General features: G+C 39.6%; 22 protein-coding genes. 6 read left to right on the top strand and 16 right to left on the bottom strand.

Annotated features, from left to right (window positions below):
- The first annotated feature begins 33 nt into the window (after positions 1-33).
- Together ACSLUF_RS09400 and ACSLUF_RS09395 are read left to right on the top strand one after the other, a co-directional pair.
- Positions 34-2214 carry a M1 family metallopeptidase gene (locus ACSLUF_RS09400; protein ID WP_435622525.1) on the top strand — a complete coding sequence of 727 codons (2181 nt, stop codon included), beginning with the start codon at positions 34-36 and terminating at the stop codon, positions 2212-2214.
- Positions 2211-3125 (top strand): patatin-like phospholipase family protein, encoded by a 915-nt coding sequence (locus tag ACSLUF_RS09395; protein ID WP_435622524.1) that lies wholly within the window; start codon positions 2211-2213, stop codon positions 3123-3125. Before ACSLUF_RS09400 ends, ACSLUF_RS09395 begins: the two co-directional genes overlap by 4 nt.
- A gap of 29 nt (positions 3126-3154) precedes the next feature.
- On the opposite strand, the gene ACSLUF_RS09390 is transcribed toward ACSLUF_RS09395, so the two are convergent.
- On the bottom strand, positions 3155-3979 hold the full coding sequence (locus tag ACSLUF_RS09390; RefSeq protein ID WP_435622523.1) for a sugar phosphate isomerase/epimerase: 825 nt from the start codon (positions 3977-3979) through the stop codon (positions 3155-3157).
- Entirely contained in the window at positions 3980-4777 is a 798-nt protein-coding gene (locus ACSLUF_RS09385) for a phytanoyl-CoA dioxygenase family protein (protein ID WP_435622522.1), read from the bottom strand.
- 129 nt (positions 4778-4906) lie between these two features.
- Here ACSLUF_RS09385 and ACSLUF_RS09380 point away from each other — a divergent pair, with 129 nt between their 5' ends.
- Positions 4907-5734, top strand: a complete 828-nt coding sequence (locus tag ACSLUF_RS09380; protein WP_435622521.1) for an AraC family transcriptional regulator — start codon at positions 4907-4909, stop codon at positions 5732-5734.
- 6 nt (positions 5735-5740) lie between these two features.
- On the opposite strand, the gene ACSLUF_RS09375 is transcribed toward ACSLUF_RS09380, so the two are convergent.
- From ACSLUF_RS09375 to ACSLUF_RS09355, 5 genes are all read right to left on the bottom strand, one after another.
- Positions 5741-6259 (bottom strand): hypothetical protein, encoded by a 519-nt coding sequence (locus ACSLUF_RS09375; protein ID WP_435622520.1) that lies wholly within the window; start codon positions 6257-6259, stop codon positions 5741-5743.
- 102 nt (positions 6260-6361) lie between these two features.
- Positions 6362-7138, bottom strand: coding sequence for a hypothetical protein (locus ACSLUF_RS09370; protein WP_435622519.1), 777 nt, complete (start codon positions 7136-7138; stop codon positions 6362-6364).
- 20 nt (positions 7139-7158) lie between these two features.
- The gene (locus ACSLUF_RS09365; protein ID WP_435622518.1) at positions 7159-8730 is read right to left on the bottom strand and encodes an FMN-binding glutamate synthase family protein; all 1572 of its coding nucleotides are present in this window, start codon (positions 8728-8730) and stop codon (positions 7159-7161) included.
- 2 nt (positions 8731-8732) lie between these two features.
- The gene (locus ACSLUF_RS09360) at positions 8733-10007 is read right to left on the bottom strand and encodes an amidohydrolase (protein ID WP_435622517.1); all 1275 of its coding nucleotides are present in this window, start codon (positions 10005-10007) and stop codon (positions 8733-8735) included.
- A 4-nt stretch (positions 10008-10011) separates the two neighbouring features.
- Positions 10012-10551 (bottom strand): DsrE family protein, encoded by a 540-nt coding sequence (locus ACSLUF_RS09355; protein ID WP_435622516.1) that lies wholly within the window; start codon positions 10549-10551, stop codon positions 10012-10014.
- Positions 10552-10686: 135 nt separating this feature from the next.
- On the opposite strand from ACSLUF_RS09355, the gene ACSLUF_RS09350 reads away from it, so the two are divergent.
- Positions 10687-13017, top strand: coding sequence for an ATP-dependent helicase (locus ACSLUF_RS09350; RefSeq protein WP_435622515.1), 2331 nt, complete (start codon positions 10687-10689; stop codon positions 13015-13017).
- Here the strand turns inward: ACSLUF_RS09350 and ACSLUF_RS09345 are convergent.
- Complete coding sequence (locus tag ACSLUF_RS09345; protein WP_435622514.1) at positions 13014-14852, bottom strand: sensor histidine kinase; 1839 nt, start codon at positions 14850-14852, stop codon at positions 13014-13016. The genes ACSLUF_RS09350 and ACSLUF_RS09345 overlap by 4 nt on opposite strands.
- Positions 14853-14955: 103 nt before the next feature.
- On the bottom strand, positions 14956-16251 hold the full coding sequence (locus ACSLUF_RS09340; protein WP_435622513.1) for a hypothetical protein: 1296 nt from the start codon (positions 16249-16251) through the stop codon (positions 14956-14958).
- Positions 16252-16433: 182 nt separating this feature from the next.
- Between ACSLUF_RS09340 and ACSLUF_RS09335 the strand changes: the two genes are divergently transcribed.
- On the top strand, positions 16434-17054 hold the full coding sequence (locus ACSLUF_RS09335) for an L-threonylcarbamoyladenylate synthase (protein WP_435622512.1): 621 nt from the start codon (positions 16434-16436) through the stop codon (positions 17052-17054).
- A 52-nt stretch (positions 17055-17106) separates the two neighbouring features.
- Here the strand turns inward: ACSLUF_RS09335 and ACSLUF_RS09330 are convergent, their stop codons facing one another.
- From ACSLUF_RS09330 to ACSLUF_RS09320, 3 genes are all read right to left on the bottom strand, one after another.
- The gene (locus ACSLUF_RS09330; RefSeq protein WP_435622511.1) at positions 17107-17979 is read right to left on the bottom strand and encodes an OmpA family protein; all 873 of its coding nucleotides are present in this window, start codon (positions 17977-17979) and stop codon (positions 17107-17109) included.
- 86 nt (positions 17980-18065) lie between these two features.
- On the bottom strand, positions 18066-19067 hold the full coding sequence (locus tag ACSLUF_RS09325) for a glycosyltransferase family 2 protein (RefSeq protein WP_435622510.1): 1002 nt from the start codon (positions 19065-19067) through the stop codon (positions 18066-18068).
- 12 nt (positions 19068-19079) lie between these two features.
- Entirely contained in the window at positions 19080-19526 is a 447-nt protein-coding gene (locus ACSLUF_RS09320) for a type I restriction enzyme HsdR N-terminal domain-containing protein (RefSeq protein ID WP_435622509.1), read from the bottom strand.
- A 26-nt stretch (positions 19527-19552) separates the two neighbouring features.
- Here ACSLUF_RS09320 and holA point away from each other — a divergent pair, with 26 nt between their 5' ends.
- Entirely contained in the window at positions 19553-20554 is a 1002-nt protein-coding gene (gene holA / locus ACSLUF_RS09315; protein WP_435622508.1) for a DNA polymerase III subunit delta, read from the top strand.
- A 3-nt stretch (positions 20555-20557) separates the two neighbouring features.
- Here holA and ACSLUF_RS09310 read toward each other — a convergent pair whose 3' ends face one another.
- The 4 genes from ACSLUF_RS09310 to ACSLUF_RS09295 all read right to left on the bottom strand — a co-directional run bounded on the left by ACSLUF_RS09310 (position 20558) and on the right by ACSLUF_RS09295 (position 25370).
- Positions 20558-20935, bottom strand: a complete 378-nt coding sequence (locus ACSLUF_RS09310; protein WP_435622507.1) for a DoxX family protein — start codon at positions 20933-20935, stop codon at positions 20558-20560.
- Positions 20936-21066: 131 nt separating this feature from the next.
- A complete protein-coding gene (locus ACSLUF_RS09305) occupies positions 21067-21567 on the bottom strand; it encodes a DoxX family protein (RefSeq protein ID WP_435622506.1) in 501 nt (166 codons plus the stop codon).
- 121 nt (positions 21568-21688) lie between these two features.
- Positions 21689-22864, bottom strand: a complete 1176-nt coding sequence (locus tag ACSLUF_RS09300; RefSeq protein ID WP_435622505.1) for a helix-turn-helix domain-containing protein — start codon at positions 22862-22864, stop codon at positions 21689-21691.
- A 94-nt stretch (positions 22865-22958) separates the two neighbouring features.
- Positions 22959-25370 (bottom strand): alpha-ketoacid dehydrogenase subunit alpha/beta, encoded by a 2412-nt coding sequence (locus tag ACSLUF_RS09295; RefSeq protein WP_435622504.1) that lies wholly within the window; start codon positions 25368-25370, stop codon positions 22959-22961.
- Between the last annotated feature and the right edge of the window lie 17 nt (positions 25371-25387).

The following is a 25387-nucleotide window of genomic DNA, read 5'->3' as shown; positions in this document are numbered from 1 at the left end:
GTAATTTGGAAAGACTATTGCTATACTCAAATCATGAAGTCATTCCCCTTACTCGTTTTTCTTCTCCTTGTCGGATTATCCTCGGCTCAGATTCAGGATAAGGTGGATTTTACAAGAGCTAAAGTACATATACATCCGGAACCTTATGACCGAAGCATTTCAGGCAAAGTGGAATATGAGTTTAATGTATTACAGCATGTTGATTCGATTTTTTTGGACGCAGTTGATATTGATTTTTCTTCCGTAATGTTAAACGGAAAGCCCATTAAATATGTAAATACAGGAAAGACAATCGTCATTAACAAAAGACTCAAAAAAGATGGGGAATATACGCTTTCACTCACCTACAGCACATCACCCAAACAAACCGTATATTTTTCTCGTTGGGAAGTACCGGACACGCTGCAATCCGATAATTCTACAAAAGACTTACAGAAGGATTATGCAAGAATACAAAAGTCCTTTGATGAAAAGCTTTTAGGTGCGCTTAATAGGGAAAACGGGCAGATTTGGACCCAAGGTCAAGGGAAATATACCAGTCATTGGCTGCCCAGCTTGGATGATATGAACGATAAGATTGAATTTGACCTGTCCGTAACCTTTAATTCGCTATATCAGGTAATCGCTAACGGGAAATTGGTAATGAAAGAGGACCATGGCTCTGAAACCATATGGACCTTTAATATGCAAAAACCCATGAGCAGTTATTTGGTGGCTTTTGGAATAGGGAATTATTCAAAACAAACCATACAATCCACTTCAGGAATTCCAATTGAATTGTATTACGAGCCTCAAGACAGTTTAAAAGTTGAACCGACATATCGTTTCACCAAAGAGATTTTTGATTTTTTAGAGAATGAAATCGGGATTCCCTACCCCTGGCAAAATTACAAGCAGATACCTGTCCATGATTTTCTTTACGCAGGTATGGAGAATACCGGAGCAACCATTTTTTCAAATACCTTCATGGTGGATTCCGTTGCATTTACAGATAAAAATTATGTGAATGTAAACGCCCATGAATTGGCGCATCAATGGTTTGGAAATATGGTAACAGAACAAAGTGGAAATCATCATTGGCTTCATGAGGGTTTTGCTACTTATTACGCTTACCTGGCTGAAAAAGAGTTGTTTGGAGCGGATTATTTCTACTGGAAGTTATATGAGACAGCCACGTCTTTGTATAATTTTTCCAAGGACGGAAACGGTGAGGCATTAACCAATCCCAATGCAGGAAGTCTTACCTTCTATGAAAAAGGAGCTTGGGCTTTGGCTATACTTAGAGAAAAAGTAGGGGAAGAGGCTTTTAAGGAAGGAGTGCGCAATTACTTGCTAAAATATGCGTATCAAAATGTGACCATTGCTGATTTCATGTGGGAGATGAGAAAGGCTTCAGGTATGAAATTGATAAATTTCGAGGAGACCTGGCTTGCAAATTCTGAATTCCCAATTGATTTGGCAGAAAATTACCTTTTGGCCCAATGTAAATCTCTTGAAGCCTATTTTATCATAAAAAAGACCAAGGAGAAATCTACGAATAACCTAGCAAATGGCATGATTCAAAAATATTGGGATATCAGTGACTCCTATCACTTTAAAAGACAAGTTATTTTGGATTTTGCGAAGGATATTCCAGAAGAAAAGTTAATCAAAATGACTACGGGTGAAGAACCTAAGGTCCGTCAAGCTTTGGCATTAAGCGAATTAACAATCTCCCCGACTTTAAAACCCGTTTTTGAATCCCTGCTAAGCGATGAGAGTTATGTGACCCAAGAAGCGATTTTGTATAGATTATGGAGCCAGTTTCCAGAAAGTAGATTTGGGTATTTGGATGAAACTTCGAATATAGTTGGTCTACCCAATAAAAATGTACGCATGCTTTGGCTGGCTTTGGCTTTGGCCACTCCGGACTATAAAGACGAACAAAAGCGCAATTTTTATGAGGAGTTAAGTGGTTATACCCATCCCCAATATCATTTTGAAGTCCGTTTGTTGGCCTTTCAGTATTTGAAAAACCTAGGTGGTTTTTCGGATTCGGTGTTAAAGAACCTTATCAACGCTTGCAACCATCATGTGTGGTACTTTAAAAAATCTGCTCGGAAGTATTTGAAAGAATTTTTGAAAGGGGAGGGGAACAAAGACCGACTGAAATCTATATATACCTTACTAAACCAACAAGAAAAAGCGTATTTGGATAAAACCTTAAGTAAATGAGAGCTTTGGTCATATCAGGAGGAGGAAGTAAGGGTGCCTTTGCAGGAGGTGTCGCCCAATTCCTGATTCAAGAGGCAAAGCATGATTACGATTTGTTTGTGGGAACCTCAACGGGGAGTCTTCTTATATCCCACTTGGCCCTTAACAAGTTGGACAAAATCAAGGAAATTTACTCTTCGGTAAATCAGGATAGCATTTTCAATAATTGCCCTTTTATTATCAAGAAAAAGCATGGGGTTGAACGCATAGCAATTAACCACTGGAATGTTTTTAAAAACTTTTTTAGGGGAAAAAAGACCTTTGGGGAAAGCGAGAATTTACGGGAGCTCATTCATAATTCGATTACCGAGGAAGAATTTAATTACTTAAAAAGCGGCACTACGGATGTGGTAGTTACGGTATCCAATCTTTCTTTAAATCAGGTGGAGTACAAATCCATAAATGATTGCACGTACGAGGAATTTTGCGATTGGGTTTGGATTTCCTCGAACTATGTCCCATTTATGAGTTTGGTCAAACGCAATGGCTGTGAATATGCTGATGGGGGACTAGGCAGTTTGGTGCCCATAGAAGAGGCTCTGAAACGAGGAGCTACAGAATTGGATGTTGTTGTTCTCCGTACCGAAGTAAATTATTTGAATCGAATGCCCGTACGAAGTCCGTTTGAACTGATTACCACGAGTTTCGAGTTTATGCTGGATAGGATAGAGAATCAAAACGTGCGTGTTGGGAAACTCGTTGCCAACCAAAAGGATGCTATCATCAACTTTTACTACACACCAACCGTATTGACGACAAATTCACTCATTTTTAACAAGGAAAGAATGACCCTATGGTGGAAACGAGGCTATCTCTACGCCAAGAATAAAAATGAGGAAACGAGTCCTATAGACCCAGAACATTCAGAATAAGTAAGTGCATTAAAACAGGTTTCAGTTTTTTATTGCAAAGTTGACTTTAAATAGTCTTTCATTTCATTGTTTATGTCATTTTGATTGGAAAGAGGCTTTCTGGTAAAGGGTTCGTTGGGCATATACGGAAATGGTCCGAACTCTGGTGTTATCGAAATACCTCTATATGCCTTATGATAGTCTACGATGGCTTGCCACCAATTGACGAAGCGCTTAAGGTGATTATCCCATTCAGGAGCAAAAGGATGGTTAACTTGCGGTGATTGCGTACTGCCCACCCTGGCATGTATATGATATATGTTGGGAATTATGGTATTGATTACTTCTTCCTGATTTTCCAACATACTTTCAGAAGTTACACACCAATGGGATAAATCGCCTACAAACTTAAGCTCTGGAAAGACTTCTAAATACTTGATCGTGGTGGTACTATGAAAAGAAAATCTTCCCCTATGAATTTCATGATAAATAGGCACGCCATGTTTTATGGAAAAGTCTTCAATAGCTTCAATCACTTTACAGTTCTCTGAAAAGGAGTAATAATCTTTTCCGGTATGGGAGTTAATAAAGTTGGGCGCTAATTGAACGAGATTTTCCAGTTTCTCCAGAGTATTTTCTATAAACTGATTTATTGATTCTCCATTCGCACCGGGCAGGCATTGCAAGCATACTAGAAAGTCTGATTTCTTTTTTCGAACATCATTCAATTCATCATATAGGGATAATCCATAGTGGATGTTAGGGATATTAATCTCAATTCCGTCGAATCCATTGGTTAAGGATTGATGAATAAATTCTTTGGGGTTGAGTTTTTCTTTCCCCCAAAATGGATTTAAATATGTGATGGAATTCATTTAAAAAAGAGCTGGATTAAGTGGCGTGCTGATTTCTTTACCTATTTCAGCACCTGGACACCAAGTTTTCCAATCATTGATTTGCCCATCGTTTTCCGGTTTTTTCAATTTCATCTTTTTATCCATATAAATGACCGTCATCACCTTTCTCATTTTCTGGGTAGCGTTTGCGCCAGCTCTGTGAAAAATCCACCCAGAATGAAAGCTAATTTCCCCAACATCAAAAGGTTCAACTACATGGTCAAAGTCCGTTACCCTTAGCCTTTCTTGTATCTGGTTTTCACTTTCATCACTTATGGATAATTCCCTTCCCTCCAAAATGGCATGACTTCCTGCGCTAAACTCAAGTGGGCCCATTTCAAGCCCTGTCTGCTGAAGGGGAATCCATGCGGTTATTGTCTTATCCGTCTCCAGGGGCCAGTAATACTGATCGGCGTGCCATGGGGTGATACCTCCTCCTGGTTCCTTAAAAAGTGCTTGGTCATGATAGAGTCTCACTCCATCCACCTGCATTAATTGAGCTGCAATTCCGGCCAACCGCTTGCTAAAAACCAAATTTTTGATATCAGAATCATGCTGCCATAAATTAAATAACTGCAAAAAAGCCTTACCATAGGTGTTTCTTTTGGCTAAAGGGGTTTCTTCTTGATTGCGTTCATCAACTTTTTTGGAGATGACATCATTGTAAAAAGCTATGACCTCAGCGTCCAACACATTTTTCAACTTAATAAACTTATTCTCTGAGTAAAAACGAATATGATCTTCATTTAAGGGGTAGGCCTGCTGTAATAATTCCATTTTTCTTGCATTTATAAACGTAAAATTAGGATGTAAAGCAGTACATGAATTATGCTATTATAACCAATTATTGATGTTTTTAAACATTCTCAAGGCATTATAGAAATTATCAGGTTTATATTTGCAACAATGAAAGCACATCTGGAAAAAATCCATTTTCAAGGGTCAATTAACTTTTTTGTAAGGGAAGAGTCCCATTTTTCGCCTTATTGGCATTACCACCCAGAAATAGAAATTACATTAATTACCAAAGGTGAAGGATTTAGATTTGTAGGTGATTCCATCTACCCCTATACTGAAAATGACTTGGTAGTTTTGGGCGAAAACACGCCTCATCAATGGGTAAGTAATACCCTTGATGAAATAAAAACCCAAAAAGCATATGTGATTCAATTCAGAAAGGAGCTCTTCCAATACTTTAAGGAATGCTATCCGATGGAAACGCTATTCAGGCAATCTCAAAGGGGAATCCAATTTTTTGATGTTAAGAACAACTTGATGCCCCGGATTTTGTCCTTTGAGCAAGCCAATGGAATACAAAGAATTTCTTTGTTGTTTGAATTACTTAACCAACTTGTATCCCATACAGAAAAAAGGTTTTTATCCTCTGAGGAATATAAATACCCATTAACAGTTAGGGATGATCGTTTTGTAAAAATCAACGATTACATTTTGAACCATTTGGATAGGAAGTTAACCGTAGCCTATGTGGCGGAAAAATGCAATATGGTGCCTCAATCCTTTTGCAGATGGTTTAAAAAATGCTCAGGACATTCCTTTGTCGGTTTTGTGAATATCATGAGAATAGAGATGGCATGTCAATCCTTGGTGAATACCAACGGATCTATACAACAGATTGCATTAAACTCTGGTTTCGAAAATGTAAGTCACTTCAATAGGACTTTTAAATCCCTAAAACAAATGACTCCAACAGAGTTTAAAAAATCGAGAGAATAGCGTTAACTACCAAAGTTCGCTTACCTCTTTTTTAATAAAAGAAAGTGCAGTGGAAGAGGGAGACTGTCGTTCCATGGTTTGATTCAGTATATCTTCCCGTAATTTATCAGGAGATTCAGTTTGGCTCATTCCCGCGGAACGAATGGCTTGGATTGTAGCATTTTTCGCCGTTTTGATTATGTTCCAACACTCATCAGACATGTAGATTTGCTGGGAAAGATTGTGTTCAAACTCGGTTTCAATCTGGTTGACGAGTAAATTTTCGTAATCATTCTTACCGTTACCAACCGGAGCAACGCGCACTACAAGACTGTTCAATGAAATTCTTTCCAAAAAAAGCACCATGCGTTCATAAGCCTGTAAGCGAATGGGCAAAGCGTCCTTTTGGGCATCTTTTTGAAGCAAATAGCGTCTTCTGCCATCTTCATTTCTGGTATGTAATCGAAAAAAGTAAAAGGCTACAGCTCCAGTAACGACTGCAGGCAATAAAAAGGCGAACAATTGGAAAATTTCATCTCCGGTCATGGGTAGTTGGTTTTTTTTGATTTACTAGAAAATAGAACGCACTAAACCTAGAAAAAGTATGAAAGGAGATTCAAGTATTTTAAGACTACAAATTCTCAAAAGTCATTCAGCGACCTTCACGTTTTCCTTGACTTTCCCATAGAAACCCTCGTAATCAGGACGTAGTTTGATTGCGATGCCTTCTTTGAAATTTCCATCTTGTACTGAAGTGGACAGTTTTTCCGTCGCTACCCCTAAGGAATCAGTCAATCTTTTGGTAACCGCAATGGCTTGGTCATAGGTTGCTCCAAACTCTCCGGTGATATTTAGCCCTACAATCTCTGTTTTACGATTGGGGTTGGCTTTTATGATTTCTGCAACCCGGGCGAGCCATTCATTACCGCCATCAGTCAACTCAGTGGAACTATCGGAACCGAATAGGCTGTTCAAACTTCCCGAAAGGATAATGTCTCCTTCTGAAAAATTCGCATTTGTATTTTCACCCAAGGTCTTTTTTACCTGTGTGAGGGTCACGATGGCAGTAGAGTCATTGGAAGCAATCATTTTATTGATATCGCTAAGCTGTTTCTCCTTTTGACCCAATGCTTCAAGGGTCTTGTTTACATTTTCACTGCTCTTTTTTGAAAGCTCAGAAAAACTCGTGAGATTTTTTAAAAGGGTCGCATTAGCTTCCCTTAAGCTCACATTTTCCGTTTCCAGCGTTTCAGCTTTGGCTTTGCTCGATGAAACTTCCCGTTTGATGGTAGCCAGCTCTTGTGCTATACTATCCTTCTCTAACTTTAGTTCTTCAATTTGCGCAAAGAGTTCACTCTTTTTTTGCCCGAGTGCAATCCCAGAAAATAAAAGGAGTACTAGTAAAATAGGTAGTTTTGTTTGCATATTATTTAGATTTAGGTTTTTTAAGTTTGATATTCAGGAGATTTACCGCCCAGATGGGGACAGTCGTACAGTTTCTGCATTCCATCAAAGGGTACTTCATTTTTTTCATAACCGTGCACCGCTGATAAATCGCTGCTAAGATAATCATCATCTACATTTACTTGAATATCCTTCATAGTAAATTGACAAGGATGCTCGTAGCCGGCGGCATGGGTGATTTCTAAAAACTCCTTTCTGAAGGTCTTAAAATATTGGGCCAATCGGTCAGATTTTAAAGGCACGTTAATTCCATTTTGAAGCCATTTGCTCTGTGTGGCGACCCCTGCAGGACAGCGGTTGGTATGACATACCTGGGCTTGGATACACCCGATACTCATCATGGCTTCTCGAGCGACATTGATGCAATCCACGCCCATGGCAAAGGCCATTGCAGCTTTAGCTGGAAACCCTAATTTTCCACTTCCGATAAAAACAATATGTTCGGCAAGTCCAATATCTTTAAAAATCTTATAGATACTTGAAAACCCATAAATCCAGGGTAGGGATACATGGTCTGCAAAACTTGGAGGGGCGGCACCCGTTCCACCCTCACCACCATCTATGGTAATAAAATCTGGTCCTTTCCCAGTTTTTTTCATCAAGTCTGCCAGTTCTTTCCACTGATCTAATTTTCCGATAGCACCCTTAATACCAACAGGCAATCCGGTTTCCTCTGCAATTTGCTCAATGAGGTCCACCAGTTCGGGAACGTTCTTAAAAGCTTTATGAGTGGAAGGGGACAGGACATCCTTTCCTACCTTAACCCCCCGTATTTCCGCAATTTCTGGAGTAATTTTGGCGCCAGGCAAGACCCCGCCTTTTCCCGGTTTAGCACCCTGGGACAGTTTGATTTCTATCGCCTTAATACACGGATTCTCATCTACAAGTATTTTAAGTTTTTCAATGGAAAAATTGCCTTCACTATTTCTTACCCCAAAGTAACCAGTCCCGAAGTGAAACACAACATCGGCTCCTTGTTTGTGATAGGGGGAAAGTCCACCTTCTCCCGTATTGTGAAACGCATGCGATTTTGCAGCTCCTTGATTCAAAGATTTAACCGCTGCTGCGGATAATGAACCAAAGCTCATTGCCGAAATATTGATGACCGAAGCAGGGCGGTATGGCTTTTTTCGCTTATGATACGCTCCAATTACTTTGGCACAGGGCAAAAAATATGGATTTTCGGTATTTGGGTGTTTTTCAGGAATTTGGTACCCTATCATAGCATTTTTAACGAACATATGCTGATGCGCATAAATATCCCGGTCCGTTCCAAAACCCTCATAATTGTTCTCTTTTTTGGCTGAAGCATATATCCAACCCCTTTCAATTCGATTGAATGGAAGTTCTTCACGGTTGTTTGCGACAAAATACTGACGCATTTCTGGCCCAATGCTTTCCAACCAATACCTCAAATGTCCAACTACCGGAAAGTTGTGTTTTATGGTATGTGATTTCTGAAAAAAGATATCCCAGATTGCCACAAGCAGCAAAAAAAACAATATCCAACCCCACCAGGAAATACTACCAAGGAAATCCAAAAAGGAGTCCATAATCACATACTCAAATAATCCAACGTCAGTTCTGTCATAGCCTTTACACCCAGTTGCATACCGGCATCATCGATAAGAAAATCTGGAGTATGATGGGGATAGGATTCCGTATTGCCAGGGGTCATGCCGCCCAGAAAAAAGAAAAACCCAGGTACTTCCTTTTGGAAATACGAGAAATCCTCCGCACCGGTAATCGCTTTTTGTGCGATAACATTTTTACCACCTGCGACCCGTTGTAGCGTGGGCAACATTTGCCGTGCCAGTTCAGGCACATTGAAGGTGATGTCCGTGGCATCTTTTATTTCACATGTAGCTTCGCCACCATAGGCTTTGGCGATGTCTGCTACCATTTCTTTCATTCGCTTATTGATATGATCCTTCATATCATAATCCAAAGTGCGGATGGTACCTAGCATTTCGGCAGATTCAGGAATAATATTAAAACGAACCCCACTTTTGATTTTTCCAACAGTAATAACCGCAGCTTCATTGGTCAGATTGGCCTCACGACTGATGATGGTCTGCAGTCCGTCAATGATTTTAGCACTTATTAAAATCGGGTCCACACCACTCCACGGTTGCGACCCATGGCTTTGTTTTCCCTTCACCTTAATAGTAAAACTTTGTGCTGCGGCCAAAGCACCGCCTATTTTATATCGAATCGTGCCCACTGGGGTTTGAGAATTGATATGCAGTCCGAAAATGGCATCCACATCGGGATTCTTTAAAACACCTTCTTTGACCATAAGCAAAGCCCCACCTTCTTCACCAGGAGGAGCTCCTTCTTCTGCAGGTTGAAAAATAAATTTCACCGTACCGTTTATTTTATCCTTATTATTTGACAAGACTTCGGCCACTCCCATTAAAATAGCTGTATGGGTATCATGTCCACAGGCATGCATCACACCCACCTTTTCACCTAAAAATTCTGAAGTCACGGTAGACTTAAATGGCAAGTCATTGCGTTCGGTAACGGGTAGGGCATCAATATCGGCGCGTAGTGCAACCACTTTGCCCGGATTATCACCTTTTAATATGCCCACTACGCCAGTATGCGCCACTCCTGTGGTTACTTCAATTCCCAAAGATTTTAAATGTTTGGCAATTTTTTCAGAGGTTTTGAATTCGCGATTACTCAATTCTGGGTTTTGATGAATGTCATGCCGCCACGCGATCACTTTGGACTCGATGGCCGCATAGTCTTTTTCCAAATTGGGTCCTTGTGCCCAAAGGGCAAAGCAAAAACAAAAACATGCTAGGGTTAAAATCTTTTTCATTGTATTAAAATTTAATGAGTTGGTAGCCATTATTTTGTAGTTGAATGAGGGCGGTCATAGCTGAAAGCGATATCTCGGTCCCAGGAATAAGGTCTTCTTTGGGATAATCCCTTGATTTTGACGACTGACCACATAAAATCACCTTGACGCCAGCATCCATTAGCTGATTGACCATGTTGAAATTGGGATTACTAACTCCAAATCGAGCTTTGTACGCTTCATTGTTAATTAGGTCTTTAGAAGCTTTGCTATGGACGACCAAAGCTACGTTAAGTTGAGAATAGGGAATCCCACTTTGCGCGTGCATATTCAGAAAACGGGCAGCGGTCTCAATGCTACGGTTTATCTCGGTATGCGAATCAGGACTTTCCATAATATCGAAAACCACTTTGTAATCCATAGTTTTATCAACTGCAAAGTCCGGATTTTCAATTTTCCAAACCTTACCATAGTCCTCCAATACGGGTCCTGCTTTTCTTTCTTGTGCAAAGCTTATTATTGAAAAGAACAGCAAAGCCAGTAAAAAATAGTAGGATGGTTTCATTCAAAATGGATTTAAAACATTTAAATATATTCAAATTCAAGGGAATGCACTCTTGTTTATAACTATTAAAAGGATGATTTTATCAGGAAGGGGTAATTAGCTAATTTCATCCTTACTTTTAAAAGAAAATTACTATTGAGTACATTCTTGGACGAATTGAATGATGCCCAACGCGCTCCGGTTTTGCACAAAGATGGCCCTCTGATGGTCATTGCTGGGGCAGGGTCGGGGAAGACTAGGGTGCTTACGTATCGCATTGCCCACTTAATGGAACAGGGGGTGGATTCGTTCAATATTTTGGCTCTGACCTTTACCAATAAGGCGGCCAAGGAAATGAAAAAACGAATTGCCACCATTGTTGGGAATTCCGAAGCCAAGAATTTATGGATGGGGACTTTCCATTCTGTTTTTGCCAAACTACTGCGTTTTGAAAGTGACAAATTGGGTTATCCTAGCAACTTCACAATTTATGATACCCAGGATTCCCAGCGTTTGATTGCTTCCATTATTAAGGAAATGGGCTTGGACAAGGATATCTATAAGTACAAGCAAATCCAAAATAGAATATCATCATACAAAAACAGTTTGATCACAGTTAAGGCCTATTTTCAAAACCCTGAGCTGGTAGAAGCGGATGCCATGGCGAAACGTCCGCGTTTAGGTGAAATCTACCAGAACTACGTAGACCGTTGTTTTAAGGCTGGCGCAATGGATTTTGATGATTTATTGTTGCGTACCAATGAGCTTTTGAATCGCTTCCCCGAGGTATTGATGAAATACCAAGAACGCTTTAAATATATTCTTGTAGATGAGTATCAGGATACCAATCATTCACAATACCTAATCGTAAAGGCACTATCAGACCGCTATCAAAATATCTGTGTTGTAGGGGATGATGCTCAAAGTATTTACTCTTTTCGGGGGGCCAACATTAGCAATATTCTCAACTTCCAGCGCGATTATGATGATGTCGCCGTATATCGATTGGAACAGAACTATCGGTCCACAAAAAACATTGTAAACGCTGCCAATTCAATCATTGCCAAGAATAAAAACCAGCTTGAGAAAGTGGTTTGGACGTCCAATGATGAAGGCAATCCTATAAAAATACACCGTAGTATTACCGATGCCGAGGAAGGTCGGTATGTAGCCTCGTCCATTTTTGAAAATAGAATGCAGCATCAATTACAAAATGGGGAGTTTGCGGTTTTGTATAGAACCAATTCACAGTCCCGGGCTATCGAGGATGCCTTACGGAAAAAGGATATTCCCTATCGTATTTATGGTGGACTCTCGTTCTATCAGCGAAAGGAAATCAAGGATGTGTTGGCGTACCTGCGTATGGTCATAAATCCAAAGGATGAGGAAGCATTAAAACGCATCATCAATTTTCCAGCACGGGGAATTGGGCAAACCACCATCGATAAATTGGTAGTGGCTGCCAACCACTATGGACGTTCCATATTTGAGGTGATAGAGCACCTGGATAAGTTGCAGCTGAAAATCAATGCCGGCACCCAGCGCAAATTAGAGGACTTCGTGACGATGATAAAAAGCTTCCAAATCATGAATGAAGGAAGTGATGCCTTTACCCTGGCAGAACATGTTGCCAAAAAAACGGGCCTGCTATTGGAATTTAAAAAAGACGGTACCCCAGAAGGCATAGCTCGGATGGAAAATATTGAGGAGCTACTTAATGGTATAAAGGATTTTGTAGAGGGACAAAAAGAGTTGGCAGATTCCACTGGGAGTTTGACCGAATTTCTTGAGGATGTAGCGCTAGCAACCGATATGGATAAGGAAACGGGAGATGATGACCGCGTAGCATTAATGACCATTCATTTGGCCAAAGGCTTGGAATTTCCATACGTTTATATTGTAGGTATGGAAGAAGATTTGTTCCCTTCGGCCATGAGCATGAACACCCGTAGTGAATTGGAGGAGGAAAGACGTCTTTTTTACGTGGCCTTGACCCGTGCCGAAAAACAAGCTTTTCTAACCTATACCCAGAACAGATATCGATGGGGTAAATTGATAGATGCAGAACCCAGTCGCTTTTTGGAAGAAATCGATGAGCAGTATGTAGAGAACCTTACCCCTGTAAATGATGGGTATCGCTATAAGTCGTTAATTGACACTGATATTTTTGGGGAGGTAGACAAAAGTCGATTGCGTACCATAAAACCAAAGTCTGGAACCCCGCCCAATACCCAACGACCCAACGAGAACCAGTTAAGAAAGTTACGCAGGTTAAAACCGGAATTAAGTTCCCCTGCTTCCAATACCAATGTGGTCGATGCCAATTTATCTGCGGGGATGCGGGTCAATCACACCAGATTTGGAAAAGGCAAAGTCCTCAAAATTGAGGGTGTAGGAAACGATAAAAAGGCCGAAATCCAATTTGAACAGGGCGACGTGAAAAAGCTGCTGCTACGGTTCGCTAAGCTGGAAATCCTAAACGATTAGGAAACCTTGAGAATAGTATCTCTTGTGAGGTTTGTCGGTACGGTAAAGGAGAACGTGCTACCTTCTCCTTCTTTGGATTCAATATAGATCATACCATTGTTACGTTGAATGAAATCCTTGCAAATCGCAAAACCGAGGCCTGTCCCTTCTTCGTTATCTGTCCCTTTTGTGGACATATTCTCCTTAGAGGAGTTCAATAGGGCTTTGCGTTGCGCATCGCTCATACCTATTCCTGTATCTTTTACTTTTACCCTCAAATGCCCTTCTTCTTCAGTGACGTCTACTAAGATAAAGTCACCATTTTCTGTGAATTTTAGAGCATTGGACAGCAAATTTCTTACCACAAAATCAATCATGTCCTTATCGGCATACACTTTGGATACTTCTTTATGCTTATGACTTATGGTTATGTTTTTCCGTAGGGCGTTCTCTTTGAAGAGTTCTACATTTTTTTCAATAACATTGAATATGTCAAAAGACTTCTTGGATACCTCATGGTCATTCATCTGTGATTTGGCCCAATTCAATAAATTGTCCAATAACAACTGTAGATTTTGCGAAGCATCGGATAAATATTTTACAAACATCTTCTTTTCTGCTTCACCCAATTCCTCTTTGTCCTCTTTAAGGATGTTCGCTAAGGAAAGGACATTTCCAGTATGACCTCGAAGGTCATGTGAAATGATTGAAAAGAATTTATCCTTTATTCTTGAGGCTTCCTTTAGTTCGTTTTCAGATTCTTTCAGCTTACCATTTAAGGAATGAAGCACCTTGTTTTTTTCACTCAAAGTGGTTATCTGCTTACGGATTTTGGCAACCAATCCGTTATATGTTCCGGTAAGCTTATCGATTTCTGTAATTTTTAAACTCTTGGATTTATCCAGCTGCCCTTCAAAGTTGTTCTGGACTATGGAGTCCATATCGGAAATCAAGGTTTTGATGGGTTTAGCAATATGACTCGAAAAGACAAAGGCAGACAAGATGGCAAATAGCATGGTAATTGTGAAAAACAACACAAGATAGGATTTGATGGAACCTATCATTAATTTAGAATCTGTATCTACCAACGCATAAAGTGCTGCGGTGTTTGTATTTAGCTTCGTCTGGATATCCTGAATTTCATGAATCATACCCGTATCCCCCGTTCCAATTTTGCGTTCGAGGTTTGTAACGGCGTTGAAATTCTTTTTGTAGCTTTTTAATAGTTCAACAGTCAGCATGTCTACCTGAGGATCTTTTTGTAGTCGCTCCAATACATCATTACAAAGTAAATTAAGCTGCTTTTTATAGTCCGGGTCTTTACGAAGGAAAAAGTCTTTTTCATGTCTTCGCATTTGAAGAATCTCAACCAGCTCAATTCCTTTACCCTCGTTTTCAAGTTGATGGATACTTCTCCGCATTTCACCAATAATGCCAAAATTTCGAAATCCTTTTTTCTGAATCAAACCCAACACTTGCACAATCTTATGGTTTAATTCATCCACATCAGCGGTAATTCTCCGTAAGCGTTTGTCAACCGTGCTATTGGTATTGTAATTTGCATTACGAATTTTTTCTAAGGCGGTTTTGGAGGTTTTTATGAAGGACTTGTATTCTTTTAGGTGCTTGGAAGATTTTTCCATGTAGAACTCATCCTGTTTGGTATCAAAATCAAGTATTTGAAAGAATTTGTTATCCGCCTTTAACCGGTTACCATCAAAAAATGCGACACTTTCCCGTAGGGTCTTTGCATTGTCAATTTTTTTTAAGCTGTTGAATGAAAACAACAAGAAAGGACCTATAAGTAGGAACAGCAGGAGGAAAGCAATCAGAACCCGACCTCTGATGGTATTCATTGTTCAAGATTTGGACTTAGGTTGTCAGGTCTTAGAACGGCTTTTCGACCTCAATATTGCCATTTATCGATAAAATGCAACACATTATCGATTCTATGATAGTTCACTGAATATAGGCGCAATACGCTCGTTCTGTTGGCTGAATTTGCGGGTATGTCTTCTTAAATTGGAATGTAAATAGATTAAAACGTCTGTATCCCTCCTCACAACTGTTTTTACTTTTTGTATTCTGTTCATTGTCTTCAGACAATTTTGAGAAAACCAAAAGCTTATCCATAAACATGATTTTTGAAAGGTATAATGAGAAAACAAATCGTTGTTGTTCAATATTATATATGTGGCACAACCAGTTTTCGGGTACACCTCCACCATCAAAAAATAGATAGTTTTTCCATTTACCGATAAGCTCTGTATTGTTTGTGAATTCAATTTCCCGCACAGTATCAGAAAGGTTCAACACGGAAACCTCCACTTTTTCTTCTTCTTGAAAATCCCGCTCCCGTATTACCATACCATCCTCAAAAATTACTTTCTGATTCTTTAGGGCAGAGGGAATTTCAGAGCCATTTATAAACCCGAACTCATTTTTTGGCATAAAATCTTGTTCGCCAAGTTCACTTTTAAGTGGATACACTTGTTCCATAAAGTTGGTTCCATTGAATACATAGGATGTCCATGCTTTACCGGATTCCAATGGAAAAGGATTTTGTATGGTTTTCCCGTTTTCATCCACTACAAAACCTGAAGGAGGAAGACTATCCATTTCTTCATTGGAAAAGCTGGTGCTCCAGCTAGATTTTTCAAAAGGAAAAATTTTGGAATCGACTAGTTGGTCTTCAACAATTGTTAAGGCATCTAACCTCATAAAATGTTCAAAGCTTGATGATTTACCCAAACCAGAAACCATGAAGATACTCTTCTGTTCATCTTCTTGCACTGTAAAAATAGAGACGGGAAACACGGTATTCATTTTTAGAGTGCTCCCCAATATCTTTTTGTTGGACTGATATAACGCAATATTCTTGTAATCCCCCATAGATCCTCCCATTCGCGTATCCCATGAAAAGAGCACGAGCTTTTTATGTTCGGATTCCACGACGGAAATACCAGTATTTATATCCGATAGTGAAGTAGTCAGTTTGCTTAAGTTAGAGGAATCTCTTATTTCTTTTACCGCATCTTCAATTTTACCGTTAAGCGTTGCTGCCAAATCACCGAATTCTGGCGTGCTAGAAGAAAGAAGACTTAGTTCCGTTGCCCAATGCTGCACACTATCAAGGGACCTATTCTTCCGAGAGGATTTTGATATTTCTCGTTCTTGTTTTGTTTCCCTGTTTCCACATCCTAAAATGAGCAATGCAGAAAGCAATAGTATATTCGAAAAGTGTAGCCTGTTCATATCTGAAGAATTGAGAACAAAAATTACAAACCAAGCGAACATAACTTGGAGTCAATACACGGATTGAGGTTGTGAATTGATAAATACTCCATTTAAATAGGATTTGTTGAATCTAGGCTTGAATAATCGTTTGTGCCCATAGTGAAAATGGGGCACATTCTTTGTTACTTTGTAGTTAGCTTATGGCAGAACTGATAAAAATATATGAGGAAAACCCAAATCCAAGGGAAGTTGCCAAGGTGGCAGATGTCTTGCGGAAAGGTGGGTTAATTATTTACCCCACGGATACGGTATATGGTTTGGGATGCGATATCACCAATACTAGGGCACTGGAGAAGCTCGCACGTATCAAGGGAATCAAATTGGCCAAGGCCAATTGGTCATTTGTTTGCGCTGATTTAAGCAATCTATCTGATTTTGTACGCCAAATTGATTCGGCAACCTTCAAGATTTTAAAACGAGCATTACCCGGTCCTTATACTTTTATTTTGCCCGGAAACAACAACCTTCCCAAAGATTTTAAGAAAAGAAAAACGGTTGGAATTCGAGTTCCCGATAATGAGATTGCCAAGGCTCTGGTACTTGAATTGGGAAATCCAATCGTATCAACCTCCATATATGATGAAGACGATATTTTGGAATACACTACAGACCCAGAGCTCATATTTGAAAAATGGCAGAATCAGGTCGATATAGTTGTGGATGGGGGTTATGGAGGGAACGTAGCTTCCACAGTGATTGATTTATCTTCCGGAATCCCTGAAGTAGTCCGGGAGGGAAAAGGAAGTGCAGATATTCTATAAAAAAAATAGGCCGCAATTTGCGGCCTATCCTTATATTTTAGAGGGAAATATGTTATTCTCCAGAACCTCCGATAGCAGGATCTTTCATACCCTCTTCAATCATGTTGTAGAATTGATCAATTTTAGGTAGAACTACAATTCGCGTTCTTCTGTTTTTAGCTCTCTCAGCAGCTGAATCGTTCGAAGCCAATGGAACATAAAAACTTCTTCCCGCAGCAGTCATACGCTTAGGGTCTACATCAAATTCATTTTGTAATGTTCTTACAATAGAAGTAGCACGCTTCGCACTTAAATCCCAGTTATCCACCAATACACCACTGGAGAAAGGCACGTTATCCGTATGACCTTCAACCAAGAATTCAAAATCAGGTTTGTTGTTCACCACTTTGGCTACTTTGCCCAAAACACCTTTAGCGGCAGCAGTAATGTTGTAGCTTCCACTTCTAAACAAGAGCTTGTCCGAAATAGAAACGAATACCACACCTTTTTCTACACTTACTTCAATGTCTTCATCATCCAAGTTGCCCAGCACTCCTTTTAAACTCTGAACCAAAGCAAGGTTTACAGAGTCCCTGCGCGTTACTGCATCTTGCAGTCTTCTAATGGTCAAATCTTTTTCACGTAGGCTTTCCAAAGACTTTTCTAGGTTTTCAGCACCTTTGGTTGTTAAGGTGGTTAAATTCCCCATATTGTTTATTAGTTCTTGATTGTTGGCTTTAAGGAAGGCATTTTGGTCCTCAAGCGTCTTTAATCTAGAATCAGCCGTAGCCTTTTCTTCAAGACAGTCATTCAATTTAACTGTAGCGGAATTCAACAAGTCTTGAGTTTCCTTTTGCTTTGCCTCAAGGTCTGCGTATTTTTTTTGAGAAACGCATGAGGACAATAAAACGGCCATGGTCAATGTTCCGAGAAGTACTTTTTTCATAAATCTGAGTATAAATTAGCGATATCGATTCCTTTGATTTGAAGCCAAAATTAGAGAAAAACCAAAGTTTCAATATTCAGCTATCGTTAATCTTTTACTAAAATGTTAAAATTATTTATTTGATGTACGAAATGAGACCAAACTATGGACTTTGCCGCGTAATAATTTAATATAAAATTAGCGTTTTCCCTTTTTCGATACATTTTTCTAAAATTACGATAAAAACTGAGGTGTGCCTTAAAGACGGCTGCAAAATGAACAAACTTGAATTGCAGTAAAAAGCGCAAGGCAGCTATGCCATCCAAAATCAAACGCATAAATATAACACCAAAAGCGCGTCTTCTGGGAAGATTTTTGGTTACAGAATATAGGGAGTTCCTGAAATTCAAAAATGTTTTCTTGGGATTCATGTTGCTCAATGTGGAGCCACCCAAATGGTACACATGGCTTTTTCCGGTGTAGAAAACTTGATGCCCTTCATTTTTGGCTCTCCAGCATAGGTCAATTTCTTCTTGATGCGCAAAATAATCTTCATCAAAACCTTTTAGGGCATGAAACACTTCGCTTTTGATGAACATACAGGCTCCGGTAGCCCAAAAAACCTCCCTGACATCGTCATATTGGCCCTTGTCTTCTTCCAATGCTTGAAAAATCCGACCTCTACAAAACGGATACCCCAACTTGTCCAAGAAACCTCCTGCTGCTCCCGCATATTCGAAGTGGGTTCTGTGTTTTAAATCCAGAATTTTAGGCTGAACTATAGAAACGTCTGGATACTTTTCAAAAACTTCCTTGATAGGACCCAACCAACTAGGTGTTACCTCAACATCAGAATTTAGCAGGCAGTAAATATCTGCTTCTATATGTTTTAGGCCATCATTATAACCTTGAGCAAAGCCTCCATTGGAATCGTTTTGTATTAGTCCAACGTTTGGAAAGTTTTCGGTTATTAGATTTACGGATGAATCAGTGCTCGCGTTGTCAACCACATAGATATCGGCTTCTTTGGAATGTTCCAATACCTTGGGGAGATATTCGGCCAAAAGCGATTCCCCATTCCAATTCAATATGACTACAGCGATTTTCAAAACGGAAGCAAATTAACGGCGAAAATCAGGAATATCCTTTAAAAAAGAATACTTTTCATTTTGGTAATTCGTTTTACAGTAATAATGGGACAACCCGTTGGTTACCATAAGGAAATTCGCCTTTAATTGATAGTTGTATCGGGCGATTTGGTCAAACACTTCTTGGTTTATGGCAATATCTGGGGCCTTGCATTCCACCAAAATATCTACTCCTCCTTGAGAATTGAACACAACGATGTCGTATCTCTTATTTAATTTATTTACTTGCAGTTGCTTTTCCACATTAAGCCGAATCTTGGGATATCCTTTGGTTTCCATGAGATAGTGGATGGCATGTTGACGCACCCATTCTTCAGGTTGCAAGACAACAAATTTTTTACGGATAACGTCAAAAATTGCCAAGCCTTTTTCGTTACTTTTGATTCTGAACGAATAGGAAGGAAAGTTCAAAACTTGCATGTCGCAAAGGTGATAATTTTTTGAATATGGACGGAATAAAGGAAATGGTTGCAGACATTGACAACAAAACTCCAAAACCCATTTATTTTCTTATGGGTGATGAGCCGTATTATATTGATAAGATTTCCCAGTACATTTCTGACCATATGCTTAGCGAAGAGGAAAAGGGGTTCAATCAAATGGTGCTTTATGGAAAGGAAACTAACATAGATGACGTTGTTTCGAATGCGAAACGATTTCCGATGATGGCTGAGCGGCAAGTGGTCATTGTAAAAGAAGCTCAACATCTGTCCAGAACCATTGAAAACCTAACTTCTTACGCGGAAAACCCACAACCTTCAACAGTTCTGGTGTTTTGTTACAAATACAAAAAACTAGATAAGCGTAAAAAATTATACAAAGCCGTACAAAAGAATGGGGAACTTTATGAAAGTAAAAAGCTTTACGAAAATCAGGTAGGGGAGTGGATACGAAGGACTCTAAGTGGAAAAAAATATAAGATTTCTCCAAAGGCAAGTGCCCTTTTAGTTGAATTCCTAGGAACGGATTTAAGCAAAATAAACAACGAATTGAGCAAGCTTATGGTCGTTGTTCCCAATACCACAGAAATTACTCCTGAAATTATTGAAGAACACATAGGCATTAGCAAGGATTACAACAATTTTGAGCTCAAAAAGGCAATAGGTGAAAAGGACATAAAGAAAGCATCACGAATTATTGATTATTTTTCAAATAACCCGAAAGACAATCCCTTCGTGGTCACCATTGCCACTTTGAACAATTTTTTTATTCAACTGTTACAATACCATGGACTTTCTGACCATTCTCCTAATGCGGTTTCCAAATCTTTAGGCGTAAACCCATTCTTTGTTAAGGAGTTTTCAGTTGCGGCCAGAAATTACCCAATGAAACAGGTAAGTCGTATTTTATCCGGTCTGCGAGAACTGGATTTAAAGAGTAAAGGGGTCGGCGCCCAAAATATGGGACAATCTGATTTGCTGAAGGAGCTTTTAATAAAGTTTAGCTAACACTTACTTTCTATCAATACTATATTTTCCGGGTCCCAAAAGAAAGATAACCACGAAAATAGTAAGATAAAGAAGTGCCAATTCTTTTCTACCAAAAGGATCACTCCCATGTACAATGAATGCCGCTACAGCCATTGTAATAGCCGCTGGTATGGTGGCCCAGCGTGTTTTAAAGCCTATAATCAGTAGTATTGGGCAAACAAACTCGCCTACAACACATAAAAAAAGAGAAGGCGCAGAACCTATTCCCAATGGATTGGGAAATTCCATATTACCACTTAACAATTTTTGAAGTTTGGGAAATCCGTGGGTTAGCATAAATGCTGACGGTAGTATTCTTAAAATGGCAAGGCCAACATGAACAAGAAGACTGTTTTTCATGAAATGGGGGATTTTAAATTTCCGTGAAAATAGAAATTCTTCTTTTATTGATACAGTCTAGCACAAAAAAAATGGCTTAGTGAGGATTTCACTTACAAGCAAATAAGGAGAAAAGATGCCTAGAGGCATCTTTATTTTTTTTCTTTACGATTTAGCAGACGTATCACAAGATTATCCAATCCAAAACGACCAGAACCTAAGTATAGATTATACACTGAAATCCATAAGAAACCGAAAGCGGGTAACATACCCCATGTTCCTTGTCCCCATTTCTGAAAAAAGATAGCAACCAGCATAGTGCACATAATTAGGAATGATGCTACACGAGTTTTTAGGCCCAACGCTAAAAATAAACCTCCAACGGCTTCGCTAAAAGCACCCATCCAGGCAAAGAATATTGGAAAGGTTGCAAAAAGCCCACCATATTCCGCGACGTCTTGAGGAAACCAATCCACTACTTCAAAGAAGCCAAGGTTTTTGTCTTTTGGAGACCAGGGCATACCAAATTTGGATGCACCAAAGTCAATGGCCAAAAGCATTCCACATATAAACCGCATGAGCGCAAAGAATAAATCGGCTACCCAGTGTTTTTGTAATACAGGTTGAATTAAAATGTGTAATACGTTTTTCATTTTTGATTGTTTTAAAAGTTGAACAGGTCAAAATTGAAAAACCCTACAATTACAGCCGCTTCAAATGGTCCAGAGAAGCCTCAAAATACGATTTGAGACGTATCAAAATGAAGAAAACAAGTCAAATAGCTGCCTTAAGGAACTCGGAGGGCGAGCGCTGTGTAAGTTTTTTGAAAACCCGATTGAAGGTCGCTTTACTATTGAAACCGCATTCGAAAGCAATTCCTAGCAAGGATAACTGTTCATGTTTTTCGGCGGCAATCATCTTTTTAAAGGCTTCAATACGATACATGTTTACAAAATCATTGAAGTTTTTGTTAAATCCCAAATTGATGGTCTCTGAAAGTTGGGAGCGGCTCATATTGGCCCGTTTGGCCAAATCGATGAGATTCAATTCTGGGTCTAGATAAGGTTTCTCTGTATCCATTAGGGTTTTAATCTGTTCAATGGCTTCTTTAGAAACCTCCCTTTTCCGAATATTTTGTAGTTCAGGGACGGATATCTTATTTGGACTGAAGCTGAAATTCAGTTTTTTTAACTTGGTCGTATCCGTAAAATAGCCCTTAATCCCTACATACGTAATCGCTATTCCAGAGAAAAACACCAACCACCATTGCTGTGTATACCCCAATTCTACAAAGTAGGCTGAAACCACGGTTTCTACCACATCGTATAGGAACAGAAAAGTATAAACGAAAAGAAAATTTCTAATCCAATTCAATTCCAACTTGTAGGTATTGGAAAAGAAGGCATTTATTTTTCGTCGGTAGTTATAAAACAGCTGAAGGGTAAAAGCCAAATACAACAACATTTGGGCAAACCCAAAAACCGTCATCAAAGGTTGTACATAGGGCTCGTCCAAACTAAGTTTCAACATACCATTTTGAACATCGTGAAATCCGGGCTGTATGAAATCCAAAGTATATATTGAAATTCTATATAATGCAAAAAGCACAAAGGGTAAAAAATGGAAAAAATCCCTTGACTTTAATTTGAATTCGGAAGTGGTGATAGACTTTATATATAAATATATAAGTGGGGCTATCACAATACCTACACTGAACAGGGCATAATTTATTTTAGTGTTTCTATAGGTATCATACCAGCCCATGAAGCCTACCGTATAGCAGGTTTGGCCATAGCAGGCGAAAATAAGAATGGCAAACAAAAACAAGTCGGATATGTTCTTTTGTTGGATGTACTTTCGTAACAGCAGAAAGGCAAAAATCAGACCCTGTAGGCTTAGGAACAAAAGGGGGGTACTATACTTTCCAAATTCGGGAAATGCTAAAAACATGTTCCTATCTCATTTATTAAATAGGAAAGTACAAAAAGTATTGTAAAACTGAGTAAATGAGAAACTCAGAGGATTTCTGATACCCTGCGAGCGACTATCGCAGTTTTGGATACGATTTTGGGTCAGCCTCATGAATAATGCTATACACTTTCTCAAAAATATCCTCAGCGTTGGGCTTGGAAAAATAATCCCCGTCTGAAGCATAGGCGGGACGATGTGCTTTTGCTGATAATGTTTGGGGTGCACTGTCCAAATAGCGATAGGCATTCTGCTCCTCAACAATCTTTTGAACGAGATAAGCTGAGCATCCTCCAGGAACGTCCTCATCAATAACAAGAAGTCTATTGGTTTTCTGGATACTTTTCAAAACATCGTGCTCCAAATCAAATGGCAGTAACGATTGGGCGTCAATTACCTCAGCATCAATACCCACCTCGAGCAGTTCTTCCGCCACCTTTTGGACGATACGCAATGTGGAGCCATAGGAAAGTAGGGTTATATCCGTTCCTTCTCTCAAAGTTTCTACTTTTCCAATCGGTGTGCAAAATTCACCAAGGTTTGTCGGTTTTGGTTCCTTGAGTCTATATCCGTTAAGACTTTCAATGACCAAGGCAGGTTCATCGCTTTTCAACAAAGTATTGTAAAAGCCAGCAGCTTGGGTCATATTTCTGGGAACCAGGATATGCATACCTCGCAGTAGATGAATTAGTCCACCCATGGGAGAACCGGAGTGCCAAATACCTTCCAATCGATGTCCTCTTGTCCTGACGATTAAAGGTGCTTTTTGCTTTCCGACCGTCCTGTAAAGTAAAGAAGCCAAATCATCACTTAAGGTTTGAAGACCATATAGGATATAATCCAAATATTGAATTTCCGCAATAGGACGAAGCCCTCGCATGGCCATACCGATACCTTGACCGATGATGGTGGTCTCCCGAATACCGGTATCCGCTATTCGGTGTTCTCCATATTTTTTTTGAAGTCCCTCAAGCCCTTGGTTTACGTCTCCAATGTTTCCAGTATCCTCTCCAAAAATTAAGGTATTTGGATATTTTGAGAAAATCGCATCGAAATTGTCCCTAAGGATAATACGTCCATCCACCATCTCCTGTTCTTCTCCAAAACTAGGTGGTACACTTTTTACCAAAGTGGCTTTATTGCCAAGCTCATTGTATAGGTGCGAACTGTATTTAGGTTGTTCAGCGCCCATATAGGCATTAACCCACTGAATTAGACCTAATTTCTCAGAAGAATTCTCGTTGATGACATACCGCAATGCTTTCCGGGAAACGGAAGCTATATCTTTTTTAAGAGGTTCCTCTACAGCAATTAGATCATTTTTAAGCTTGTTGATAAATGTGCGATTGGGACTTTTATCAGCTACAGCGCCCAAGTGTTGGACCAATTGTTTTTTAGCTTCCAAATGAGGTTGAAGAAATTCTGACCAAGCTTCTTTTTTGGCGGTTCGCACTGCCTGCTTGATGCTTTTCTCAAGATTCTTCAATTCTTCTTCCGTGGCAATCTTATTTTTAAGAATCCACTCCCGAAATCTTTTATTACAATCATTTTCTTTTTCCCATTCCAGTCTTTCCGGAGACTTATATCTTTCGTGGGACCCCGACGTGGAATGTCCCTGTGGTTGAGTTAATTCTGTTACGTGTATCAGCACAGGCACGTGGTTCTCCCTTGCAATATCTGATGCATTTTCAAAAGTGTGGATCAATGCTGTGTAATCCCATCCTTGAACTTTTAGGATTTCGTAGCCCTTGTTGTCCTCATCTCGTTGAAATCCATTTAATACTTCTGAAATATCACCTTTGGTTGTATGGAATTCTGCAGGTACGGAAATACCATAATCATCATCCCATACGCACATTACCATTGGGACCTGCATTACTCCAGCGGCATTGAAGGCTTCAAAAAAGTGACCCTCGCTGGTACTGGCATTGCCTATGGTGCCCCACGCTACTTCATTTCCATTCTTTGAAAACAGATTAGCATCTATGTCCGGAACATTGCGATAAATCTTTGAAGCTTGGGCAAGCCCCACTAACCTAGGCATTTGACCTGCAGTACAAGAGATATCGGCACTACTATTTTTTTGTTTGGTCAAGTCTTTCCAGCTACCGTCTTCATTCAGACTGTGCGTAGTAAAGTGCCCTCCCATTTGTCTACCGGCACTCATAGGATCTTTCTCGATATCTGTAGTGGCGTATAAACCGTGGAAAAATTGTTTTGGGGTGAAAAGTCCCAAAGCCATCATGAATGTTTGATCCCTATAATATCCACTTCTAAAGTCGCCATCTTGAAATGATCGGGCCATAGCCAGCTGTGGGAGCTCTTTACCATCTCCAAAAATTCCAAATTTGGCTTTCCCCGTCAATACTTCCCGTCTACCCAAAAGACTACACTCCCTACTGGTAACGGCGGTTTCATAATCCTTGAGAATTTGGGACTGAAAATCATCAAATGAAATATCGCTGCTGGTACTGGGATTGGGCTTCATTAAGGGTTGAAAATTTT

The organism is Flagellimonas sp., from assembly GCF_965601775.1.
Classification (GTDB): domain Bacteria; phylum Bacteroidota; class Bacteroidia; order Flavobacteriales; family Flavobacteriaceae; genus Flagellimonas.
The sequence above is the reverse complement of the archived record's forward strand: the minus strand, read 5'-3'. Positions and strand labels throughout refer to the sequence as shown.